At 74.4% G+C, this 21,168-nt stretch carries 15 protein-coding genes, 5 pseudogenes and 1 riboswitch; of the genes and pseudogenes, 10 read left to right on the top strand and 10 right to left on the bottom strand.

Annotated features, from left to right (window positions below; all coding sequences use genetic code 11):
* The first annotated feature begins 134 nt into the window (after positions 1 to 134).
* Positions 135 to 677, top strand: coding sequence for an NADAR family protein (locus L6E17_RS05910; RefSeq protein ID WP_236239741.1), 543 nt, complete (start codon positions 135 to 137; stop codon positions 675 to 677).
* Between the two features lie 464 nt (positions 678 to 1,141).
* On the opposite strand, the pseudogene L6E17_RS05915 reads toward L6E17_RS05910, so the two are convergent.
* Positions 1,142 to 1,623 (bottom strand): annotated as a pseudogene (locus tag L6E17_RS05915) (DUF4190 domain-containing protein).
* Between the two features lie 396 nt (positions 1,624 to 2,019).
* On the bottom strand, positions 2,020 to 2,493 hold the full coding sequence (locus tag L6E17_RS05920; protein WP_374109005.1) for a DUF4190 domain-containing protein: 474 nt from the start codon (positions 2,491 to 2,493) through the stop codon (positions 2,020 to 2,022).
* A gap of 288 nt (positions 2,494 to 2,781) precedes the next feature.
* Here L6E17_RS05920 and L6E17_RS05925 point away from each other — a divergent pair, with 288 nt between their 5' ends.
* From L6E17_RS05925 to L6E17_RS05940, 5 genes and pseudogenes are all read left to right on the top strand, one after another.
* Complete coding sequence (locus tag L6E17_RS05925) at positions 2,782 to 3,807, top strand: adenosine deaminase (protein ID WP_236239742.1); 1,026 nt, start codon at positions 2,782 to 2,784, stop codon at positions 3,805 to 3,807.
* Positions 3,792 to 4,526, top strand: coding sequence for a glycerophosphodiester phosphodiesterase (locus L6E17_RS05930; RefSeq protein ID WP_374109006.1), 735 nt, complete (start codon positions 3,792 to 3,794; stop codon positions 4,524 to 4,526). The genes L6E17_RS05925 and L6E17_RS05930 overlap by 16 nt, the downstream gene beginning before the upstream one ends.
* 1,045 nt (positions 4,527 to 5,571) lie before the next feature.
* Positions 5,572 to 5,988, top strand: a pseudogene (locus L6E17_RS05935) (3-oxoacyl-ACP synthase); the annotation flags it as partial.
* Between the two features lie 77 nt (positions 5,989 to 6,065).
* Positions 6,066 to 6,134 (top strand): annotated as a pseudogene (locus L6E17_RS30420) (hypothetical protein); the annotation flags it as partial.
* Positions 6,135 to 6,279: 145 nt separating this feature from the next.
* Positions 6,280 to 6,675 carry a hypothetical protein gene (locus tag L6E17_RS05940; RefSeq protein ID WP_236239744.1) on the top strand — a complete coding sequence of 132 codons (396 nt, stop codon included), beginning with the start codon at positions 6,280 to 6,282 and terminating at the stop codon, positions 6,673 to 6,675.
* A gap of 369 nt (positions 6,676 to 7,044) precedes the next feature.
* Here L6E17_RS05940 and L6E17_RS05945 read toward each other — a convergent pair whose 3' ends face one another.
* Positions 7,045 to 8,481 carry a gamma-aminobutyraldehyde dehydrogenase gene (locus L6E17_RS05945; protein WP_236239745.1) on the bottom strand — a complete coding sequence of 479 codons (1,437 nt, stop codon included), beginning with the start codon at positions 8,479 to 8,481 and terminating at the stop codon, positions 7,045 to 7,047.
* Between the two features lie 264 nt (positions 8,482 to 8,745).
* Between L6E17_RS05945 and L6E17_RS05950 the strand changes: the two genes are divergently transcribed.
* The 4 genes from L6E17_RS05950 to L6E17_RS05965 all read left to right on the top strand — a co-directional run bounded on the left by L6E17_RS05950 (position 8,746) and on the right by L6E17_RS05965 (position 12,920).
* Positions 8,746 to 9,237 (top strand): Lrp/AsnC family transcriptional regulator, encoded by a 492-nt coding sequence (locus tag L6E17_RS05950; RefSeq protein WP_236239746.1) that lies wholly within the window; start codon positions 8,746 to 8,748, stop codon positions 9,235 to 9,237.
* Between the two features lie 2 nt (positions 9,238 to 9,239).
* The gene (locus tag L6E17_RS05955) at positions 9,240 to 10,610 is read left to right on the top strand and encodes an aspartate aminotransferase family protein (RefSeq protein ID WP_308315834.1); all 1,371 of its coding nucleotides are present in this window, start codon (positions 9,240 to 9,242) and stop codon (positions 10,608 to 10,610) included.
* Between the two features lie 280 nt (positions 10,611 to 10,890).
* Complete coding sequence (locus tag L6E17_RS05960) at positions 10,891 to 11,709, top strand: ABC transporter ATP-binding protein (RefSeq protein ID WP_236239747.1); 819 nt, start codon at positions 10,891 to 10,893, stop codon at positions 11,707 to 11,709.
* A complete protein-coding gene (locus tag L6E17_RS05965) occupies positions 11,691 to 12,920 on the top strand; it encodes a hypothetical protein (protein WP_236239748.1) in 1,230 nt (409 codons plus the stop codon). The genes L6E17_RS05960 and L6E17_RS05965 overlap by 19 nt, the downstream gene beginning before the upstream one ends.
* A 78-nt stretch (positions 12,921 to 12,998) precedes the next feature.
* On the opposite strand, the pseudogene L6E17_RS05970 reads toward L6E17_RS05965, so the two are convergent.
* The 7 genes and pseudogenes from L6E17_RS05970 to pyrH all read right to left on the bottom strand — a co-directional run bounded on the left by L6E17_RS05970 (position 12,999) and on the right by pyrH (position 20,998).
* Positions 12,999 to 14,038, bottom strand: a pseudogene (locus L6E17_RS05970) (ABC transporter ATP-binding protein).
* A gap of 2 nt (positions 14,039 to 14,040) precedes the next feature.
* Positions 14,041 to 15,705, bottom strand: a pseudogene (locus L6E17_RS05975) (ABC transporter permease).
* A 38-nt stretch (positions 15,706 to 15,743) separates the two neighbouring features.
* A complete protein-coding gene (locus tag L6E17_RS05980) occupies positions 15,744 to 16,856 on the bottom strand; it encodes a thiamine ABC transporter substrate binding subunit (protein WP_236239749.1) in 1,113 nt (370 codons plus the stop codon).
* A gap of 79 nt (positions 16,857 to 16,935) precedes the next feature.
* Positions 16,936 to 17,046, bottom strand: a riboswitch (TPP riboswitch).
* Positions 17,047 to 17,066: 20 nt separating this feature from the next.
* Positions 17,067 to 18,179 carry a 23S rRNA (adenine(2503)-C(2))-methyltransferase RlmN gene (gene rlmN / locus L6E17_RS05985; RefSeq protein WP_236239750.1) on the bottom strand — a complete coding sequence of 371 codons (1,113 nt, stop codon included), beginning with the start codon at positions 18,177 to 18,179 and terminating at the stop codon, positions 17,067 to 17,069.
* Positions 18,180 to 18,369: 190 nt separating this feature from the next.
* Positions 18,370 to 19,545 carry a phosphatidate cytidylyltransferase gene (locus L6E17_RS05990; protein ID WP_236239751.1) on the bottom strand — a complete coding sequence of 392 codons (1,176 nt, stop codon included), beginning with the start codon at positions 19,543 to 19,545 and terminating at the stop codon, positions 18,370 to 18,372.
* Positions 19,545 to 20,102 carry a ribosome recycling factor gene (gene frr / locus L6E17_RS05995; protein ID WP_071263653.1) on the bottom strand — a complete coding sequence of 186 codons (558 nt, stop codon included), beginning with the start codon at positions 20,100 to 20,102 and terminating at the stop codon, positions 19,545 to 19,547. Before frr ends, L6E17_RS05990 begins: the two co-directional genes overlap by 1 nt.
* Positions 20,103 to 20,233: 131 nt before the next feature.
* Positions 20,234 to 20,998 carry a UMP kinase gene (gene pyrH, locus L6E17_RS06000; protein ID WP_236239752.1) on the bottom strand — a complete coding sequence of 255 codons (765 nt, stop codon included), beginning with the start codon at positions 20,996 to 20,998 and terminating at the stop codon, positions 20,234 to 20,236.
* Positions 20,999 to 21,168 lie beyond the last annotated feature (170 nt).

Below are 21,168 nucleotides of genomic sequence, written 5' to 3' on the forward strand. Positions count from 1 at the left end.
GACAGAGGGCGCAGGCTCCAACAAGGGATTCCGTTGTTGCCTTTTGGTTACGCGACGGATTCGGTCGACCAACTGTCGTGTGCGGCAGAAAATTCCCGTACGGACTGTCCGTGGCGGGTGCGAGGCTGGCGTGCATGGAACGAGTGGGTGGGCTGATCGAGCAGGTCAGCAGGGGCGAGAAGGTGAAGTTCCTGCACTTCTGGGGGCACCGCCCGCAGCCGGACGGCAGGATCGGCGCGTCCTGCCTCAGCCAGTGGTGGCCCGCGCCGTTCACCGTCGACGGGGTCCGGTACGCGACGGCGGAGCACTGGATGATGGCGGCCAAGGCCCGCCTCTTCGGTGACGCCGAGGCCGAGCGGCAGGCGCTCCTGGCGCCGAACCCGGCGGTGGCGAAGAGGGCGGGGCGGCTGGTGCGCGGCTTCGACGAGGCCGTGTGGAAGAAGGAGCGCTTCGGCATCGTGGTGGCCGGCAGCGTCCACAAGTTCGGGCAGCACGCGGACCTGCGCGACTACCTGCTGAACACGGGCCGGCGTGTGCTCGTGGAGGCGAGCCCGGTGGACCGCGTCTGGGGCATCGGCCTGGCCGCCGACGACGAGCGCGCCTCGGACCCGGCGCGCTGGCGGGGGCTGAACCTGCTGGGGTTCGCCCTGATGGACGCCCGGGAGCAGCTCCGCTGACGGGCCCGGCCGGTCCGCCGGTGCGCCGCGCCCCGCGGCGGGGTGGACGGCACGGGGCGGGCCGGGCCGGGCCGCCGAGCGGACCCGCCTGACCGGGCCGCCGAGCGGACCCGCCGGGGCCCTGCCCGCACTGCCCGGCGCCGGCAGGACGCCCGTCGACGGCGGCGCGGGCGGCGTCCGGCCAGCCGTCCCGGCGCTCCGTCAGCGTGATACGGGGTGCCGCCCGTCGGACGAGCAGACGCGCCGCGGTCCGCGCACCGCCCGCGCGCCGGGCGCGGGCGATGCCGCGCGATGCCGCCACCGGCCGCGGCAGCCGCCGCACCGCCGGTCCGGGGTGCCGCTCGCACCGGCCCGGGGCCCGGCGCGCAGGACCCGGCGCGGGTGCGTCGGGCGAGGGGGGCACACCGGTCGGCGTGCGGCGCGGCCGCGGCCCCGGAAGGGCCGGAAGGGCGGTACGCGGCGGGTCAGCCCGCCGCGCCCGCCATACCGAGGAAGCTGGCGAAGACCAGCAGGATGATCGACGGCAGCAGCACGGTCGCGATGATGCCCAGGACCAGGCCGGACGTGGCCGCGCCCTTGTTCGTCGCCTCACCGCGCTTGACCTTGCCGCGGCCGACGGCGCCGAAGATGATCGCGAGGATGCCGAGGATGATGCCGCCCACCACAGGACGACCGTCACGTTCAGGACGACGCCGATGATGCCGCACACCAGACCGGCCGTGCCGAGGCCGTTGGCGGGCTGGGCGGCGCCGTACGGCGCGGGCGCGGCGTACGGGGCGCCGGCCGGGGGCGCGGGGTAGCCGGGGGCGGGCGGCTGCGCCGGGTAGCCGTACCCCGGCTGCGCGCCGGCGTCCGGGGCGGGGTAGCCGTACCCGGGCTGCGGCTGCTGCCCCTGGGCGTACGGGCTCGGCCCGAAGCCGCCGGGCTGCTGATTGGGATCGGACATGGGTGTCCCCCTCCGGTGAGTCTGGTCGGCCCATCGTAGGGCCCTGCGATCAGGTCGGGGACGCCTGTTCCCCAGGGAGCGCGCCCGCGGCCCGTCCGGGCGCCACGTCCAGTCCCTCGCGTTCCAGCCCGGACGCCGGGCGCCGCGTCCCCGCCGTCCCGGTCCGAGCGCCACGTCCGGTGGCCACCGCCCCGCCGCCCGACGCCGCCCCTCTGCGGGCGCCGGCGGGTCCACCAGCCGCAGTCCGCCACCGCACCGCACCGCAGCGGCCGTCTTGTTCCGCCGTACGCCGGCACACAGGACGCCGCCCGACCCACCCCACAGGGGCGCCGCCCCTGTGGGGGTGCCGTCCGGTCCGCCCCGCCGCCGGACGCCGCCGCTGTGCGGACGCCGCCTCTAGCGCGGCGCCTCCGCGGCGACCGGAGCCGTCCGGTACGGGGCGTCCTGCCCGTTCCGGTTCTCCTCCTGGACGATGGCCCAGATCATGGCGCCCAGGATGACCGCGCCGAGCACGATGCCGACCGAGCCGGTCACGATGCCCGCCGTGGCGAAGGCGCCGTTGCTCGACTCGCCGCGCTGCACCCGCTTCCGCCCGATGATGCCGAACACCAGGGCGAGCGCGCCGAGGATGATCCCCAGCCCCCACAGCCAGCACGTCACCAGCGAGACGATGCCGAGCACCATCGCCGTGATGCCCATCCCGTTGTTGGGGGCCGGGCCCCAACCGCCCTGGCCGTACGGCCCGTAGCCGGGGTGGCCCGCCGGGTACCCGTACGCGCCCTGCGGGCCCGCGGCGGGCGGTGCCGGATAGCCGTACGCACCGGGGGCGGGCTGCGCGGGCCCGCCGGGCGCGACCGGGGGCGGCGGCACGTCGCCGGGCCCTGCGGGGCGGCGAAGCCCGGCGCGGGCATGGACGCCACCGTCGGCTGCTGGTGCACCGGCGGCGGGCCCGCCTTGCCCAGGTCGACCGGGCCCTGCTCCGCGGGGCCGCCCGCGTCGGCGGGGCCCTGCGGGGCGGCCGGCCGCTCCGGCGGCGCCCAGGGGTCGTTGCGGTCGTGGTTGTCTGTCATGGCCTCCCCCATCGTGGTCCGGCCATGCTAACGACCCGCTTACGATGGCCCGTGACCAGGGACGGCCCCCTCACACGAAGGACCCCCGATGACCGATCTGCACCCCTTCATCGCGGGGCTGCCCAAGGCGGAGCTGCACGTCCACCACGTGGGCTCGGCGTCCCCCCGGATCGTGTCCGAACTGGCCGCGCGCCACCCGGACTCGAAGGTCCCCACGGACCCCGAGGCACTGGCGGACTACTTCACCTTCACCGACTTCGCGCACTTCATCGAGGTCTACCTGTCGGTGGTCGACCTCGTCCGCACCCCCGAGGACGTCCGGCTGCTGACGTACGAGGTGGCCCGGGACATGGCCCGGCAGAACATCCGGTACGCGGAGCTCACCGTCACCCCGTACAGCTCGACCCGGCGCGGCATCGACGAGCGGGCCTTCATGGAGGCCATCGAGGACGCCCGCCGGGCCGCCGAGACCGAACTCGGCGTGATCCTGCGGTGGTGCTTCGACATCCCCGGGGAAGCCGGCCTCGAAGCCGCCGCGGAGACCGCGAGGCTCGCCGTGGACCTGCGGCCCGAGGGCCTGGTGTCGTTCGGGCTCGGCGGCCCGGAGATCGGCGTGCCGCGCCCGCAGTTCAAGCCGTACTTCGACCGGGCCCGGGCCGCGGGGCTGCGGTCCGTGCCGCACGCCGGGGAGACGACCGGGCCGCAGACCGTCTGGGACGCGCTGAACGACCTGGGCGCCGAGCGCATCGGCCACGGCACGAGTTCCACCCAGGACCCGGAGCTGCTGGCCCACCTCGCCGAGCACCGCATCGCCCTGGAGGTCTGCCCCACCTCGAACATCGCCACCCGGGCCGTCACCGACCTCGACAAGCACCCGATCACGGAGATGGTGGCCGCGGGCGTCCTGGTCACCGTCAACTCCGACGACCCGCCGATGTTCGGCACGGACCTGAACAAGGAGTACGCGATCGCCGCCCGCCTGCTGGGCCTCGACGAGCGCGGGGTCGCCGCGCTCGCGAAGAACGCCGTGGAGGCGTCCTTCCTCGACCCGGCGGGCAAGACGCGCATCAGCGCCGAGATCGACGCGTACACGGAGCAGTGGCTCGCGCCGTGACCGGCCCCGCCCCCGCGGGCCGCCCCCGGCCCGTCACCGCCGTCGCCCACCGCGGGGACCCGTACCGGGTCCGCGAGAACACCCTCGCCTCGATCCGCTCGGCCCTGGCCCGCGGCGCGGACGCCGTGGAGGTCGACGTGCGGCTCACCCGCGACGGCGTCCCGGTCCTGCTCCACGACGACACGTTGAAGCGGCTGTGGCGGATCGACCGCCCGCTGGCGGCGCTGACCCTCGCCGACGTCCGCGAGCTCACCGGTCCGCAGGGCGTGCCGACCCTCCGGGAGGCACTGGAGGCGGCCGGTCCCCGCCGGGTCATGATCGACTTGCCGGGGGCGACCGCCCGGTCCGTGCGCGCCGTGGTCGGCACCGTCCGCGACTGCGGCGCCGCCGACCGCGTCTACTACTGCTCCGGCGCGCCCGCGATGCTGCTGGTCCGGGCCGAGGACCCGGCGGCCGAGCTGGCGCTGACGTGGACGACGCTCGCCCCGGCCCGCCCGGCGCTGCTCGCCGCCCTCGCCCCGCGCTGGCTCAACTACCGCTTCGGGCTGGTCAGCGGCGCCCTGGCGGACCGCGTACACCGGGACGGGCTGCTGGTCTCGGCGTGGACGGCCGACACCCGGCGCACCATGCGCAGGCTGATCGACGCCGGCGTGGACTCCGTCACCACCAACCGGGTGGACGCGCTGGTCTCCGTCCGTTCCGCGCGGAGCACCGGGTGATCCGGCTCCGCGCCGCGTCGACCGCCCGCCCGTGGCGGGTGGACCCGCGGTCACGCGGCCGGTGCGGTCGGCGGAGCGCCGCCCCGAGCCGCGGTCCGGCAGCGGGAGGGCGGTGCGGCCGGCCCGGTCACCGCGGCCTGCCGTGCCCGGTTCACCGGCGGCTCGCCGAGGGCCTGAGCGGGGCGCCCGGCCCGACCGGGCCGCTGCGGCGGCCGCCCCTGGCGGGTGTTCACCGTGCGGCGGTGACCCTGCGGGCGAACGCGTGGGGGCGAGGGTGGCGCCGGCCGCCGCCGCGAGCCCGGCCGCCACGTGGGGCGCCCCGGGCGGGCCTGAGCACTCCGGGGCGCCGCAGCCGGCCGCGTGGCCGCAGCGTGCAGGACGACCGGCGGCGTGGCCGCCGATCCGGGCGGGTGGCCCCGTGCGGCCGCGGCCTGCGCGAAGCGCACCGAGCCGTGCAGCCCGCTCCCGGTCGGCGCCCCGGCGGAAGCCGACCGCCCGCCGGTCCGCGCCCCGGCGGCGGCCGCCGCGGCCGCGGTCGCGCCCAGGGCGCCGGCGGCGACCGCGAACCCCCGCTGGTCGACCGACTCGGCGGCCTGCCACACCCGTTCGGGTGCGGACGGGAGGCGTTCCCGCAGCTCCGGCAGGCGGGCCTGCGGCATGGTGGGGGCCGAACGCCGCCCCCTCGGCGGCGTGCAGCGCGCGGGCCGCCAACGGGCCCCAGGGGACGGCGTGGTGCACGTCATCGTTCTGCATGCCGCCCGTATCGGCGCGGAGTTGACGGTTCCGCGCCAACGGCACTGGCAGGGGTGCGTCGACAGCGCGAGGGCACGTCACCCGCGCGGGTGCTTTTGGCCCGGGTACGGCGCCGATCGGCGCTGCGGCGTGCCGGTGCCGGGCCGGGCCGCCCATAAGGTGGCGCCTCTCCCGAGACGGCGCCGTCTCCCCCTCGTACCGTCAGCTCTCCCGCCTGGAGTCGACCTTGCGCGTGCATGTACCTGCCGGAGTACGACAGCAGACCGATGTCGCGGTCACGGGACTGGGGCTCGTGACCCCGGCCGGGCCGGACGCCGAGTCGACGTGGGACGGGCTGCTGGACGGCCGGCCGACCGCGGCCCGCGACGACCTGCTCGCGGGGCTGCCGGTGGACTTCTCCTGCCGGGTGGCGGGCCTGGGCCCCGCGGCTCCGGAGGACGGGGCGGAGCGGGCGCTGCGGATGGGGGTGGCGGCGGCCCGTGAGGCCCTCGCCGACGCGGGCCTCTCGGCGGCGGGCTCCGCCTGGACGGGGGCGCGGGTGGCGGTCGTGATCGGCCGCAGCGGCGGCGACGGCGGCGAGGGGCTCGCCCACGGCATCGGTACGGCCCTGGGGGCGTCGGGCCCGTCGTTCGTGACGGCTGCGGGCTGCGCCTCCGGGGCGAGCGCCCTCGGGGTGGCGCGGGACCTGCTGCGGGCCGGGGCGTGCGATGTCGCGGTGGCGGGCGGCGCGGAGAGCGTGCGGGGCCGGGCGGCGGTGGCGGCGTACGGGAGCGGCGCGGCGGGAGGGTGCTGTCGGCCCGGACCCACGACCCGGCCGGGGCGTCGCGGCCCTTCGACGCGGACCGGGACGGCTTCGTGCTGGGCGAGGGCGCGGGGGTGCTGGTGCTGGAGCGCTGCGCGGACGCGCGGGCGCGCCGTGCGCGGGTGCGCGCGGTGCTGGCCGGGTACGGGCGTCGGCGCGGCCGCTGGCGGAGCCGGGTCCGGACCTGGAGGGCCGGGGGTGGAGCGGGCGCTGCGGGCGGCGCTGGCGGACGCGGGGCTCGGTCCGGAGGACGTGGACCACGTGAACGCGCACGGCAGCGGGGTGCCGCTGGAGGACCTGGTGGAGGCGCGGGTGCTGCGGCGGGTGTTCGGCTGGACCCCGCCGCCGGTGACGGCCGTGAAGAGCGTGATCGGCCACTCGGTGGGCGGCGCGGGCGCGGTGGAGGCGGCGTGCACGGTCCTGACACTGCGGGACCAGGCGATCCCGCCGACGGCGAACCTGGACCGGCTGGACCCGGAGATCGAACTGGACGTGGTCACCAAGTCGCCGCGGCGCCGCCCGGTGCGGGCGGCGCTGAGCACGGTGTGCACACTGCGCGGCCAGAACGCGGTCCTGCTGTTCCGCGCACCCTGACCCGCCCCGGCGGGGCGCAGGACGGGGCGGCGCAGGCGCGGATGCGCGGACGCGGCGCGGGCCCGGCGGTGGCCGGATGAGGGTGGGCCGGGCGGCCTCCGGGCCCGCGGGCCGGGGCACGTGCGGGCGGGGCGCCGGGCCCAGCCCTCCCGCGCCCGTACCGGGTGCCGGCCGGGCCGCGCGTACCGGGTGCCGCCCGGGCCGCGCGTGCCACGACGCCCGGCGGGCCGTCCGCCGGGGCGGGGGCCGGGAACGGGGCCAGGCCCGAGCCGACAGGGCGCGGGCCTGGAGGGGGCAGGGCAGGGCGGGCGCGGTGCGCCCGGTGCCCGGCGGGTGGAGCCCCTGCCGGTGCAGGGGCTCCGGGGCGGGTCAGCCCAGGGACGTCATCACGTGCTTGACGCGCGTGTAGTCCTCGAAGCCGTACGCGGAGAGGTCCTTGCCGTAGCCGGACTTCTTGAATCCGCCGTGCGGCATCTCGGCGACCAGCGGGATGTGGGTGTTGATCCACACGCAGCCGAAGTCGAGGGCCTTGGACATGCGCATCGCACGGGCGTGGTCCTTGGTCCACACGGAGGACGCCAGCGCGTACTCGACGCCGTTGGCGTACTGGACGGCCTGCTCCTCGTCGCGGAAGGACTGCACGGTGATGACCGGGCCGAAGACCTCGTTCTGGACGATCTCGTCGTCCTGCCGCAGGCCGGAGACGACGGTCGGGGCGTAGAAGTAGCCCTTGTCGCCGACGCGGTGGCCGCCCGCCTCGACCTTGGCGTGCGCGGGGAGGCGGTCGATGAAGCCGGTGACCTGGGCCAGCTGGTTGGCGTTGTTGAGCGGGCCGTAGAGCACGTCCTCGTCGTCCGGCAGGCCGGTCTTCGTCTCCGCGGCGGCCTTCGCGAGGGCGGCCACGAAGTCGTCGTGGATCGACTCGTGGACGAGGACGCGGGTGGCGGCGGTGCAGTCCTGGCCGGCGTTGAAGAACCCGGCGACGGAGATGTCCTCCACGGCCTTGTCGATGTCGACGTCCTCGAAGACGACGACGGGGGCCTTGCCGCCGAGCTCCAGGTGGACGCGCTTGACGTCCTTGGCGGCGGACTCGGCGACCTGCATGCCGGCGCGTACGGAGCCGGTGATGGAGGCCATGGCGGGGGTCGGGTGCTCGACCATGGCGCGGCCGGAGTCGCGGTCGCCGCAGATGACGTTGAAAACGCCCTTGGGCAGGATCGCGCCCATGATCTCGGCGATCAGGACGGTCGACGCCGGGGTGGTGTCGGAGGGCTTGAGGACGACGGTGTTGCCCGCGGCGATGGCCGGGGCGAACTTCCACACCGCCATCATCATCGGGTAGTTCCACGGGGCGACCTGGGCGCAGACGCCGACCGGCTCGCGCCGGACGATCGAGGTCATGCCGTCCATGTACTCGCCGGCTGCCTTGCCCTCCAGGAGCCGGGCGGCACCGGCGAAGAAGCGGATCTGGTCCACCATCGGGGGGATCTCTTCGCTGCGGGTGAGGCCGATCGGCTTGCCGGTGTTCTCGCACTCGGCGGCGATGAGGTCCTCGGCGCGCTCCTCGAACGCGTCGGCGATCTTCAGCAGGGCCTTCTGCCGCTCGGACGGCGTGGTGTCGCGCCAGGCGGGGAAGGCGGCTGCGGCGGCCTCCATGGCGGCGTCGACGTCCGCCTGCCCGGAGAGCGGAGAGGTGGCGTAGACCTCCCCGGTGGCGGGGTTGACGACGTCGATGGTCCGTCCGTCGGCGGCGTCCCGGAACTCGCCGTTGATGTAGTTGCGCAGACGACGCAGCTCGGTGGTCACGTGGCCACCCCTCCTAGTCGATCTCGGGTGTCATGGTCGCGGCGTCCGGTATCGCGGACGACGTGTCCGGATATCCGGACCCCGTTGTCCGGTGGTCCCGCCGGTCCGTCCGGTGGGTGAGACGTCCAGCCTAGTCGCTGGCACCACGCTTTCGACAGCCCTGACCCCCTACAACTTCGGATTCAGTGAGATCACGACGCTTGGACAACGAATTTCATCACTCCGGGGTTGCCAGACCGACGAGACTCGGTGCACAGTGAAGACGTGGCCAGTCGAAGTGCAGACCCCAGGACCGGCAGCGGATCGTCCCCCGCGGTCGACGCCGTGTCCCTGGCGATCATCGAACAGCTCCAGGAGGACGGACGCCGTCCCTACGCCGCGATCGGCAAGGCCGTCGGCCTGTCCGAGGCGGCCGTGCGGCAGCGCGTCCAGAAACTCCTCGACCAGGGCGTGATGCAGATCGTCGCCGTCACCGACCCGCTCACCGTGGGCTTCCGGCGGCAGGCGATGCTCGGCGTCAACGTCGAGGGCGACGTGGACCCGGTCGCGGACGCGCTGGCGGCCATGCCCGAGTGCGAGTACGTGGTGCTGACCGCGGGCTCGTTCGACCTCATCGTGGAAGTCGTCTGCGAGGACGACGACCACCTGCTGGATGTCATCAACAAGCGCATCCGCACCCTCCCCGGCGTGCGCTCCACCGAGAGCTTCGTCTACCTCAAGCTCAAGAAGCAGACCTACATGTGGGGAACCCGATAGCCGTGAGCAACTCCCGCAGCGACCTGTCAAAGACCGCCTACGACCACCTGTGGATGCACTTCACCCGCATGTCGTCGTACGAGAACAACCCCGTCCCGACCATCGTCCGCGGTGAGGGCACCTACATCTACGACGACAAGGGCAAGCGCTACCTCGACGGCCTCGCCGGCCTGTTCGTGGTGCAGGCGGGCCACGGCCGGCACGAGCTGGCCGAGACCGCCTACAAGCAGGCGCAGGAGCTCGCGTTCTTCCCCGTGTGGTCGTACGCGCACCCGAAGGCCGTCGAGCTGGCCGAGCGGATCGCCCAGCACGCGCCGGGCGACCTGAACAAGGTGTTCTTCACGACGGGCGGCGGCGAGGCCGTCGAGACCGCGTGGAAGCTCGCCAAGCAGTACTTCAAGCTGGTCGGCAAGCCCACCAAGTACAAGGTCATCTCGCGGGCCGTCGCCTATCACGGCACCCCGCAGGGCGCCCTGTCCATCACCGGCCTGCCGGGCCTGAAGGCCCCCTTCGAGCCGCTGGTGCCGGGTGCGCACAAGGTGCCCAACACCAACATCTACCGCGCCCCGATCCACGGCGACGACCCGGAGGCGTTCGGCCGCTGGGCCGCCGACCAGATCGAGCAGCAGATCCTCTTCGAGGGCCCGGACACCGTGGCCGCGGTCTTCCTGGAGCCGGTGCAGAACGCCGGCGGCTGCTTCCCGCCGCCGCCCGGGTACTTCCAGCGGGTCCGCGAGATCTGCGACCAGTACGACGTGCTGCTCGTCTCCGACGAGGTCATCTGCGCCTTCGGCCGCCTCGGCACCATGTTCGCGTGCGACAAGTTCGGCTACGTGCCGGACATGATCACCTGCGCGAAGGGCATGACGTCCGGCTACTCCCCGATCGGCGCGTGCATCATCTCCGACCGGCTGGCCGAGCCGTTCTACAAGGGCGACAACACCTTCCTGCACGGCTACACCTTCGGCGGCCACCCGGTCTCCGCGGCCGTGGGCCTCGCCAACCTCGACATCTTCGAGCGCGAGAACCTCAACCAGCACGTGCTCGACAACGAAGGCGCCTTCCGCGCCACCCTGGAGAAGCTGCACGACCTGCCGATCGTGGGCGACGTCCGCGGCAACGGCTACTTCTACGGGATCGAGCTCGTCAAGGACAAGGCCACCAAGCAGTCCTTCAACGAGGAGGAGACCGAGCGCGTCCTGTACGGGTTCCTCTCCAAGGCGCTGTTCGACAACGGCCTGTACTGCCGCGCGGACGACCGCGGCGACCCGGTCGTCCAGCTGGCGCCGCCGCTGGTCTCCGACCAGTCGACGTTCGACGAGATCGAGCAGATCCTGCGCGCCACCCTCACGGAGGCGTGGACGAAGCTCTGAGCCCCCGCCCGCCGGCGGACCGGCGGCCCCTCGGCGGGCCCCGGCCCCGCCGGGCGGCGGACCGCCGGACCGGACTCCCCCTCACCGACCGGCCCGGCAGCCGTCCGCCGACAGCGGCCGCGGCCCGGACGCACCCGAACGGGTGCATCCGGGCCGCGGCCGTTTCCTGTTGCCGCAGCACCGCGTTGGGGCCCGACGAGCCGCGTGTTATGTTCCGACCGGTTCGGGGGATTAGGGGGGGACATGGAAGGCTCTGACCCGATCTGAGGTGTTTTCGACCATGGTGGCCCCGCCGGACAACGACGTACTGTGGGCGCGTTCCCTGCACCACACCCACAACGGCTCACCCGCACTCGGCGGCGTCTCCCTCGGCGTCCGCGAAGGCGAGATCCTCGCCGTGCACGGCCCGCGCGGCAGCGGCAAGACGACCCTCCTGCGCTGCCTGTCCGGCCAGCTGCTCCCGCAGGACGGAGAGGTGTGGTTCAACAGCACCCCCGTCCACACCATGAGTGCCCGCCGGCGTGAGCGGCTGCGGCGCGACCGGTTCGGGTGGCTCGGCCCCGAGCCCGCCCTGCTGCCCGAGCTCACCGCCTGGGAGAACGCCGCCCTGCCGCTGCTGCTGCGCGGCTGCTCCCACCGCGCCGCCAAGGCCGCCGCCCTCGAATGGCTGGAGCGGCTCGACACCGGCCCCTGCGCGGCCCGCCGCCCGCACGCCCTGCTGCAGTCGCAGCGCCAGCGCGTCGCCGCGGCCCGCGCGCTGGTGGGCGGCCCGGCCGTGCTCTTCGCGGACGAGCCCACGGCGTGCCTCCACCAGGAGGACCGCGGACACCTGCTGCGCACCCTCACCGCGGCGGCCCGCTCCCACCGCATCACGGTCGTCCTCGCCACCCACGACGACGACGTGGCCGCGCTCGCGGACCGCACGGTCAGCCTGGTCGACGGACGCCGCACGGGCTCCGTCCAGCTCGCCGACCTCCACGACCCCGGCCGTCCCGGCGAACCCGCCGGACCCGCCGGTGCCGCCGAACCCGACGGCCCCGGAAGCGCGGTGGGGCTCGACGGAGCGGAGGGGCGCGACGCGTGCTCGCTCTCCGTCTAGCCCGCAACGCCCACCCGCTGGTCCTGCTCAGGCGGCTGCTCGTCGCCGCCGCCTCCGCGGGCGTGGGCTTCCTGCTGCTGTGCGCCCTCGCGCACGCCATGGCACACCCCGACCGGTCCGCGGCCTCCGTGCTGCGGCTCGCCTGGTGCCTCCCGCCGCTGGCCGCCGCGGTCTACCTGGCGGTCGCGGTCGCCCGCACGGACCCGAGCACCCGGCCCCGGCCCGGCCTGTCCTCCCTGGGGCTCGGCCCCGGGCGGCTCGCCGCCATCGCCGCCGCGTCCACCGCCGTCTCCTGCACCCTCGGCTCCGCCCTCGCCCTGCTGTTCTTCCTGCATCTGCGGGGCGACCTCACGGGCCTGCCGTTCGACCGGGCGGCCGCCGACCTGCTGGCCGCGGGCCGGCCGCTGCCGCTGCCGGCCGCGCTCACCCTCCTGGCCGTCACGCCCGCGGCCGCGTCCGCGGCGGCCGCGCTCACCCTGCGGCCGCGGCAGCCGCGCCGCCGCCACGGGCGCCCCGGCACCGCCGGCAGGGCCGGCACGGACCGGGGCGTCGACGGCGGCCTCGGCACCGAGGAGGCCCGCGACCCCTTCGACCCGGCGCCCGCGCCGACCGGCCTGCCCTGGGGCACCGCCCTCGTCGCCATCGGACTGGCCGTCGAGGTCTACGGCACACGGGGCGGGGACAGCCCCCGGCTGCCGCTGCCCGGCGGAGTGCCCGGCATCACCCTGGGCGTCCTGGCCGGCTGGGCGCTCACGGCGGTGGGCCTCGCCATCGCCGGCCCCGGCCTCGCCCACCTGTGCGGCCGGGTCGTCCAGGCGTACCGCCCCGGCGCCACCAGGCTGCTCGCGGGCCGCGCCCTCATGGACGAGGCCCGCCGCGTCGGCCGGCCCCTCGGCGTGCTCAGCGCGGTCGTGGCGGCGTGGATCACCGCGGCCGAGCTGTACGGCCAGGCCGCCGGCGCCCGCCCCTTCGGCCCCCTCGCCGGGCTGGGCGCCGCACTCGTCCTCGCCTGCGCGGCGGCCACCGTCCTCTCCGCGGCCCTGGAGACCCGGCAGCTCCGCGCGGGATCGACGGCGGCCCTGATCCGCCTCGGCGCACCCGCGGCCCTGCTGCGCTCCGCCGCGCTCCTGCGGGCCGCGGTGCTCCTCGCCGTCTTCGCGCCCGTGACATGGGCGGTGGCGACGCTCACCGCCCTGCCGCTGACCTCCTGACGGCCGGGGCCGCGAACCTTCGCCGGGCGGTCGGTCCGCAGGCGGGCCCCGCGGCGGTCCGGCCGCCTGAAGGACAGGTCAGTCCGCCCCGAGGGCGACGACCTCGTCCCCGTCGAAGGTCACGCCCACCACCGCGCCCTCGTCCGGCGCGTCCCGCAGCGCGCACTCCGCCTCCAGGGGCGGGGCGCCGCCCGCCCGTCCGCGCGGAGTCCCGCACCGCCACACGCCACACGGTGGCCCCGGAAGGTACGGGCCTCGACCGTGCACCGCAGCCCCTCGCCGGGGTCGCCGATGCGGACCCCGCCGGGCCGCACCAGCAGCCGGGCCGCGCCCTGCGGGGTGCCGGCGGGCACCGGCACCCTGCCCCACGGCGTCTCGGCGGCCCCGCCGCCGACGGCGCCCTCCACCACGTTGTCGAAGCCGAGGAACCGCGCCACGAACGGGGACGCCGGCCGCTGCCACACCTCGCGCGGCGTGCCCGCCTGGGCCACCCGCCCGTCGCGCATCACCACGACCCGGTCGGCCAGCGCGAACGCCTCCCCCTGGTCGTGCGTCACGGCCAGCACCGTGGTGCCGAGCCGCCCGAACAGCGCCCGCAGCTCGGTGACGAGCCGCTCCCGCAGCCCCCGGTCGAGCTGGCCCAGGGGCTCGTCCAGCATCAGCAGCCGCGGACTGGGCGCGAGCGCCCTGGCCAGCGCCACGCGCTGCTGCTCCCCGCCGGACAGCGCGGCCACCGCGCGCCGCTCCGCACCCGGCAGGCCGACGAGGTCCAGCAGTTCCGCGACGCGCGCGGCCCGCTCCGCGCGGGCGGTCCCCCGCATCCGCAGCCCGAAGGCGACGTTCCCGCCGACGTCCCGCTGCGGGAACAGCTGGTGGTCCTGGAACATCAGCCCCACGCCCCGCCGGTGCACGGGCACCCCCGCCTGGTCGGCGCCGGCCAGCAGCACCCGCCCCTCATCGGCCGGCTGCAGGCCCGCGACGACCCGCAGCAGCGTCGACTTGCCGCTGCCGCTCGGCCCGAGGACGCACACGATCTCGTGCTCGGCGACCGCCAGGTCCACGGCGTCCAGCGCCGTCCTGGCCCCGAAGCGCACGCTCACACCATCGAGCCGAAGCATCGTCAGAACTCCCCCGTGCGGTCCGTGCGGACCCGTTCGAGCAGCAGCAGCGCCACCGCGCACACCACCATCAGGATCGTGGACAGGGCCATCGCCTGGCCGTAGTTGAGCTCCCCGGGCCGCCCCAGCAGCCGGGCGACGGCCACCGGAAGGGTCGGCTCGTCGGCGCGGGCGATGAACACGGTCGCGCCGAACTCGCCCAGCGACACGGCGAACGCGAATCCGGCCGCGACCAGCACGGCGCGCCGGACCATCGGCAGGTCCACCTCGCGCCAGACCCGCAGCGGTGAGGCCCCCAGCACGGCGGCGGCCTCCCGCAGCCGCTCGTCCACCGCCCGCAGCACCGGCAGCATCGTCCGCACCACGAACGGCACCCCGACGAGGGCCTGCGCGAGCGGCACGAGGATCCACTCCTGTCGCAGGTCGAGCGGCGGCTCGTCCAGTGCGATGAGGAACCCGAAGCCCACGGTCACGGCGGACACGCCGAGCGGCAGCATCAGCAGCGCGTCGAAGCCCCTCAGCAGCCGCCCGGCCCCGGAGGGTCCCGTCCGCCCTGCCGCGCCGGGCCGGGAGCGGGGCGTGAGGGCGGCCGCGGCGAGCCCCCGACGACCACGGCGATGGCGGTGGCGGCCAGCGCGTACCGCAGCGAGTTCCCCACGGCCTCCAGCGGCGGCACCACGAAAGTGCCCCCGCCGGCGTCCGCGGACGTCAGCGCCCGGTAGTAGCCGAGGCCGCCCGATCCGTCGAAGGACCGGGCCACGAGCACCCCGAGGGGCAGCAGGATCAGCGCCGCGACGGAGGCGAGGACCCCGCCGAGCAGCGCCCACTGCCCGGCGCCGCGCGGCCGGCGGGCCGTGCGGGCCGGGTCGACCAGGCGCAGGGACGCCTCCCGGCGCCGCACCGTCCAGGCGTGCACCGCGAGGATCCCGCCGACCGCCGCGAACTGCACCAGGGTCAGCACGGCCGCGGTGGGCAGGTCGAGGAAGCTGCGCCGTCTGCCGGTAGATCTCCGCTTCCAGGGTCCGGTAGGCGGGCCCGCCGAGGATCACGACCACGCCGAAGGACGTGTACGTGAAGAGGAACACCATCAGCGCGGCCGCGGCGACCGCGGGGGCGAGCGCCGGGAGCGTGATGCGCCGCCAGGCCGCGAACCGGGAGGCGCCCAGCACCCGCGCGGCCTCCTCCTGGCGCGGGTCGAGCTGCGCCCACAGCCCGCCGACGGTGCGGACGACCACCGCGTAGTTGAAGAAGACGTGGGCGAGGAGGATCGCCCACACGGTGGTGTCGAGGCGGACGCCCCACAGGTCGTCGAGCAGCCCGCCGCGGCCGACGAGGGCGAGGAACGCGGTGCCGACGACGACGGTGGGCAGCACGAACGGCACGGTGACGACGGCCCGCAGCAGCCGCCTGCCGGGGAAGTCGTAGCGGGCGAACACGTACGCGCCGGGGAGCGCCACGAGCAGGGTGAGCGCCGTGGAGGCGAGGGCCTGCCAGGTGGTGAACCACAGCACGTCGAGGATGTCGGACCGGCCCAGCACCTCGCCGAGCCGGGCCGGCTGCCAGCCGCCGTCCTCCGTGCGCAGCCCCCGACCGACGATCGCGGCGACCGGGTACGCGAAGAAGACGGCGAAGAACACGGCGGGCACCAGCACCAGGGCGCCGCGCACGGCGCGGCCCCCGAGCCGGGCCCGCCGGCCCCCGGCGGCTACTGCAGGACGAGCGAGGACCACGACTGGATCCACTGGTCACGGTTCGCGGCGATCTTGTCGGGAGCCATGGTCAGCGGCTCGTCGATCACCACCCCGTGCTTCGTGAACAGCTCGGGCAGCTCCGCGTCCTCGGCGACGGGGTGCACGAACATGTTCAGCGGCACGTCCTCCTGGAACTCCTTGCCGATCAGGAAGTCGATGAGGGCCTTGCCTCCGTCGGGGTTCCCGGCGCCCTTGAGGAGGCCGGCGAACTCGATCTGGCGGAAGCAGGTGCCGGTGGACACGCCCGTGGGGGCCTCGCTGGGCTGCGGGTCGCTGTAGAGGACCTCGGCGGGCGGGCTGGAGGCGTACGACACGACGAGCGGCCGCTCGGCCTTGGCCTGCTTCCCGCCGGAGGAGCCGGAGAACTCCTGGTTGTAGGCGATCTCCCAGCTGTCGACGACCTTGACGCCGTTGTCCTTCAGCTTCTTCCAGTAGCCCTGCCAGCCGCCGTCCGCGTCGCCGTACGCGGCGACCGTGCCCAGCAGGAAGCCGAGGCCCGGGGAGGACCGCTCGGGGTTCTCGACGACCAGCAGGTCCTTGTAGGCGGGCTTGGCGAGGTCGTCGAGGGTCTGCGGCGGGGCGAGCTTCTTGTCCGCGAAGTACTTCTTGTCGTAGTTGACGCAGATGTCGCCGTAGTCGACGGGGGTGACGCGGTGCTTGTCCGCGTCGAGCCGGACCCCGGGGCGGACCCGGTCCAGGCCCTTGGCCTCGTACGGCTCGAAGACGTCGTGGTCGAGGGCGCGGGACAGCAGGGTGTTGTCGACGCCGAAGAACACGTCGCCCTGCGGGGCGCCCTTGGTGAGGACGGCCTTGTTGACGGCCTCCCCGGCATCGCCGCTCTTGAGGACCTCGACGGTGTACCCGGTCTTCGCGGTGAACTGCTTCAGGACCTCGTCGGAGGCGGTGAAGGAGTCGTGGGCGACGAGCGTGACGGTCTTGTCCTTCGCGCCGCCGTCCTTGCCGCCCCGGTCGGCTCCGTCACCGGACCCGCCGCCGCAGGCGGTGAGGGCGGTGACGCCCACGGCCGCGGCGACGGCGCCCGCGGCGAGCTTGCTGGTGGTGCTCACTGGTCATTCCTCCTGGTGGGTGCCAGGAAGAGACGCGGCCCTGCCCGCCGCCTGACGGGCGGCGGGCAGGGCGCAACAGCTCGAGTAACGACCGATCTCCCTACCCAGAATGACCTGGGCCAGGTTCGGAGGGTCTGCGGTCTGACGGTCACCGCACTCTCAGCGCTGTGGCGCTCCCCTGTCGGAATATGCGTTTGTCTGGCGGACAGGTTACCGCTCGGCCGCGGCGAGCTGTCCGCAGGCCCCGTCGATCTCCTGACCGCGGGTGTCGCGGACCGTGACGGGCACCCCGTGGGCGGCGATGGCCTCGACGAACGCCTTCTCGTCCTCGGGGCGGGAAGCGGTCCACTTGGAGCCCGGTGTCGGGTTGAGCGGGATCAGGTTGACGTGGACCCGCCGGCCCTTCAGGAGGCGCCCGAGGAGGTCGCCCCGCCACGCCTGGTCGTTGATGTCGCGGATCAGCGCGTACTCGATGGAGACGCGGCGGCCGGACTTCTCGGCGTACTCCCAGGCCGCGTCGAGGACCTCGCGGACCTTCCAGCGGGTGTTGACCGGCACCAGGGTGTCGCGCAGCTCGTCGTCGGGGGCGTGCAGGGAGACGGCGAGACGGCACTTGAAGCCCTCGTCGGCGAACCGCAGCATGGCCGGGACGAGGCCCACCGTGGAGACGGTGATGCCGCGCTGCGACAGGCCGAGCCCGTCCGGCTCGGGGTCGGTGAGGCGGCGGATCGCGCCGACGACCCGGTTGTAGTTGGCGAGGGGCTCGCCCATGCCCATGAAGACGATGTTCGACAGCCGGGCGGGGCCGCCGGGGACCTCGCCGTCGCGCAGGGCGCGCATGCCGTCGACGATCTGGTGCACGATCTCCGCGGTGGACAGGTTCCGGTCCAGACCGGCCTGCCCGGTGGCGCAGAACGGGCAGTTCATGCCGCAGCCCGCCTGCGACGAGATGCACATGGTGACCCGGTCGGGGTAGCGCATGAGCACCGACTCGACGAGCGTGCCGTCGTGCAGCCGCCACAGGGTCTTGCGGGTGGTGTCGTCGTCGCAGGAGATGTGCCGGACCACGGTCATCAGCTCCGGCAGCAGCTCGCCCGCGAGCCGCTCCCGCGACGCGGCGGGGATGTCGGTCCACTCGGCGGGGTCGTGCGCGTACCGCGCGAAGTAGTGCTGGGACAGCTGCTTGGCGCGGAACGGCTTCTCGCCGATCGCGGCGACCGCTTCCCTGCGTTCGGCCGGTGTGAGGTCGGCGAGGTGCCGCGGCGGCTTCTTGGCCCCGCGCGGGGCGACGAATGTGAGTTCGCCGGGAACAGGGCGTACCACGCGAGCAACTCCTCGTGACGACTGAGGTCAGGCCCCCATGGGCGGGAGGACGACGGCGGCGGTGCGCCGAAGCCGGGAGACCTCACCGGGCCGGTCCCGCGGGCGCGGACGCCCCTCGGGGATCGGACAGGGACCAAACGGAAGGGCCCGCAGCCGGTGCCGCGAGCCCTTCCAGGGTACCTCCTGGCTGTCAACCCGCCCCGACGAAGATCACCAGCAGCAGCCAAACCACCGGCGCCGTCGGCAGCAGCGAGTCCAGCCGGTCCATGATGCCGCCGTGACCGGGCAGCAGCGTGCCCATGTCCTTGATGCCGAGGTCGCGTTTGATCATCGACTCGCCCAGGTCGCCGAGGGTGGCGCTGACGGCCACGGCCAGCCCGAGCAGGAGACCCTGCCACCAGGAGCCGCCGTCGATGAGGAACTCCATGCACAGGGCGCCGGCCGCCATCGCGAACGCCACCGCCCCGAGCAGGCCCTCGCGGGTCTTGCCGGGGCTGATGCGCGGGGCGAGCTTGCGCGTCCCGAACCGCCAGCCGACGGCGTACGCACCGGTGTCGCTGACGATGGTGAGCACCAGGAACGTCAGCACCCGCCACGACCCGTCCTCCGCGGCGAGCAGCAGCGCCACGAACGTCGCGAGGAACGGCACGTAGAACGCGGCGAACACGCCCGCCGTGACGTCCCGCAGGTAGTCCTCCGGCGGCTCGGCCATCCGCCACACGAGGACGGCGAGCGCCGTGAGCGCCATGGCGACCCACGCGCCCTCGGCTCCGCGCGCATAGCCGGCGACGACCATCGCGGCGCCGCCCACAGCGAGCGGCACGAGGGGCGCCTTGATGCCCTTGCGCTCCTGCAGCCGGGAGGTGAGCTCCCACAGGCCGACGACGACGGCGACGACGACCACGCCGACGAACACGGCCTTCACGACGAACAGCGACGCGATGATGACGGCGCCGAGTCCGACACCGACCCCTATCGCGGCCCGCAGGTCCCGTCCGGCCTGCTTCTTCTCCCTCTGCTGCTTCCTCGGCGATCCCGCCGACCGGGGCTGCGGCGTCGAGGGCTGTGGTTCCGAGGGCGGCATGGGCTCCTGCGGCATCTCGTCACGGAACAGGGGACCGCTCAGCCGAGCGGCCCCCCGTTCGCTGTCGTCCTGGCTCCCGGCGCCGATCGCGGCCGGCACGCCCGGCATGCCGGACACGCCGCCTACGGGCGCGGGAACATCGGGCACGATGGGCATGGGCCGAGTCTGCTGCGCGACCCGCTCATCGTAGGTGGGACCCGCCGGGGCGGCAGGGCCGAACCCCTGGTCGGGCGGACCCCCGTGTCCGCCTCGCGGCGGGGCCCCCCAGGAAGCGTCGTTCATCAGACCTCAAGCAGCTCGGCTTCCTTGTGCTTGAGCAGCTCGTCCACCTGCGCGACGTACTTCGCGGTGGTGTCGTCGAGCTCCTTCTCGGCGCGGCGGCCCTCGTCCTCGCCGACCTCGCCGTCCTTGACGAACTTGTCGATGGCGTCCTTCGCCTTGCGGCGCACGGAGCGGATCGACACCTTGGCGTCCTCGCCCTTGCCCTTGGCGACCTTGATGTACTCGCGGCGGCGCTCCTCGGTGAGCTCGGGGAAGACCACCCGGATGATGCTGCCGTCGTTGGTCGGGTTGACGCCCAGGTCCGAGTCGCGGATGGCCTGCTCGATGTTGCGCAGCGCCGACTTGTCGAACGGGGTCACCACGGCCATGCGCGGCTCCGGCACCGAGAAGGAGGCCAGCTGGTTGATCGGTGTGAGCGCCCCGTAGTAGTCGGCCACGATCTTGTTGAACATGGCCGGGTGCGCCCGGCCCGTACGGATCGCGGCGAAGTCCTCCTTGGCGACCAGGACGGCCTTCTCCATCTTCTCCTCGGCTTCGAGGAGGGTCTCTTCGATCACCACTTGCTCCTGCGTGTCGTGTGGTCAGTCCCGGCGTGCTCGGCGGCCGCGGAACCTGCGTCGCGTCTGGTACCCCTGCACGGTGTCCGACCGTCAGGGCTTTGTCCATCCCCGGGCGGGGCGACCCGGGATCAGTGCCGGGTGCCCTGGTCGCTCACGAGGGTGCCGATCTTCTCACCCTTCACGGCGCGCGCGATGTTGCCGGCCGTGAGCAGCTCGAAGACGAGGATCGGCAGCTTGTTGTCGCGGCAGAGGGTGATGGCGGTGGCGTCGGCGACCTTCAGGTCGCGGGCGATCACCTCGCCGTACCCCAGTGCGTCGAACTTCACCGCGTCGGGGTTGGCCTTGGGGTCGGAGTCGTAGACCCCGTCGACCCCGTTCTTGCCCATGAGGAGGGCTTCGGCGTCGATCTCCAGGGCACGCTGGGCGGCCGTGGTGTCGGTGGAGAAGTAGGGCATGCCCATGCCCGCGCCGAAGATGACGACGCGGCCCTTCTCCAGGTGGCGCACGGCGCGCAGCGGGATGTACGGCTCCGCGACCTGCCCCATCGTGATGGCGGTCTGCACGCGGGACTGGATGCCCTCCTTCTCCAGGAAGTCCTGGAGGGCGAGGCAGTTCATCACGGTGCCGAGCATGCCCATGTAGTCGGAGCGCGCCCGGTCCATGCCGCGCTGCTGGAGCTCGGCGCCGCGGAAGAAGTTGCCGCCGCCGATCACGATGGCGATCTGCGCCCCGTCGCGGACGACCGCGGCGATCTCCCGCGCGATGGCGTGCACGACGTCGGGGTCGACGCCGAGGCCGCCGCCGCCGGCGAAGGCCTCGCCGGACAGCTTCAGCAGGAAGCGGCCGGTCTTTTTGCCGGTGTTGTCGTCGCTCTGTGCGGCGCCCTGGTTCATTGGAGATCTCCTCGTGCACATACGAAGAAGGCCATTGCCGTGGGTGTTGGTGTCCCTTGCGGCAATGGCCTCCTCGTCAGATCTGCGGTCGCCCGGCGCGAGCGCCGACGACTGCTTCCGACCCTACCGGGGTCCGGTGTCCGTGGCGTACGGACATGAGTCCCGTGAGT

This window comes from Streptomyces sp. CC228A, assembly GCF_021390935.1.
GTDB lineage: Bacteria > Actinomycetota > Actinomycetes > Streptomycetales > Streptomycetaceae > Streptomyces.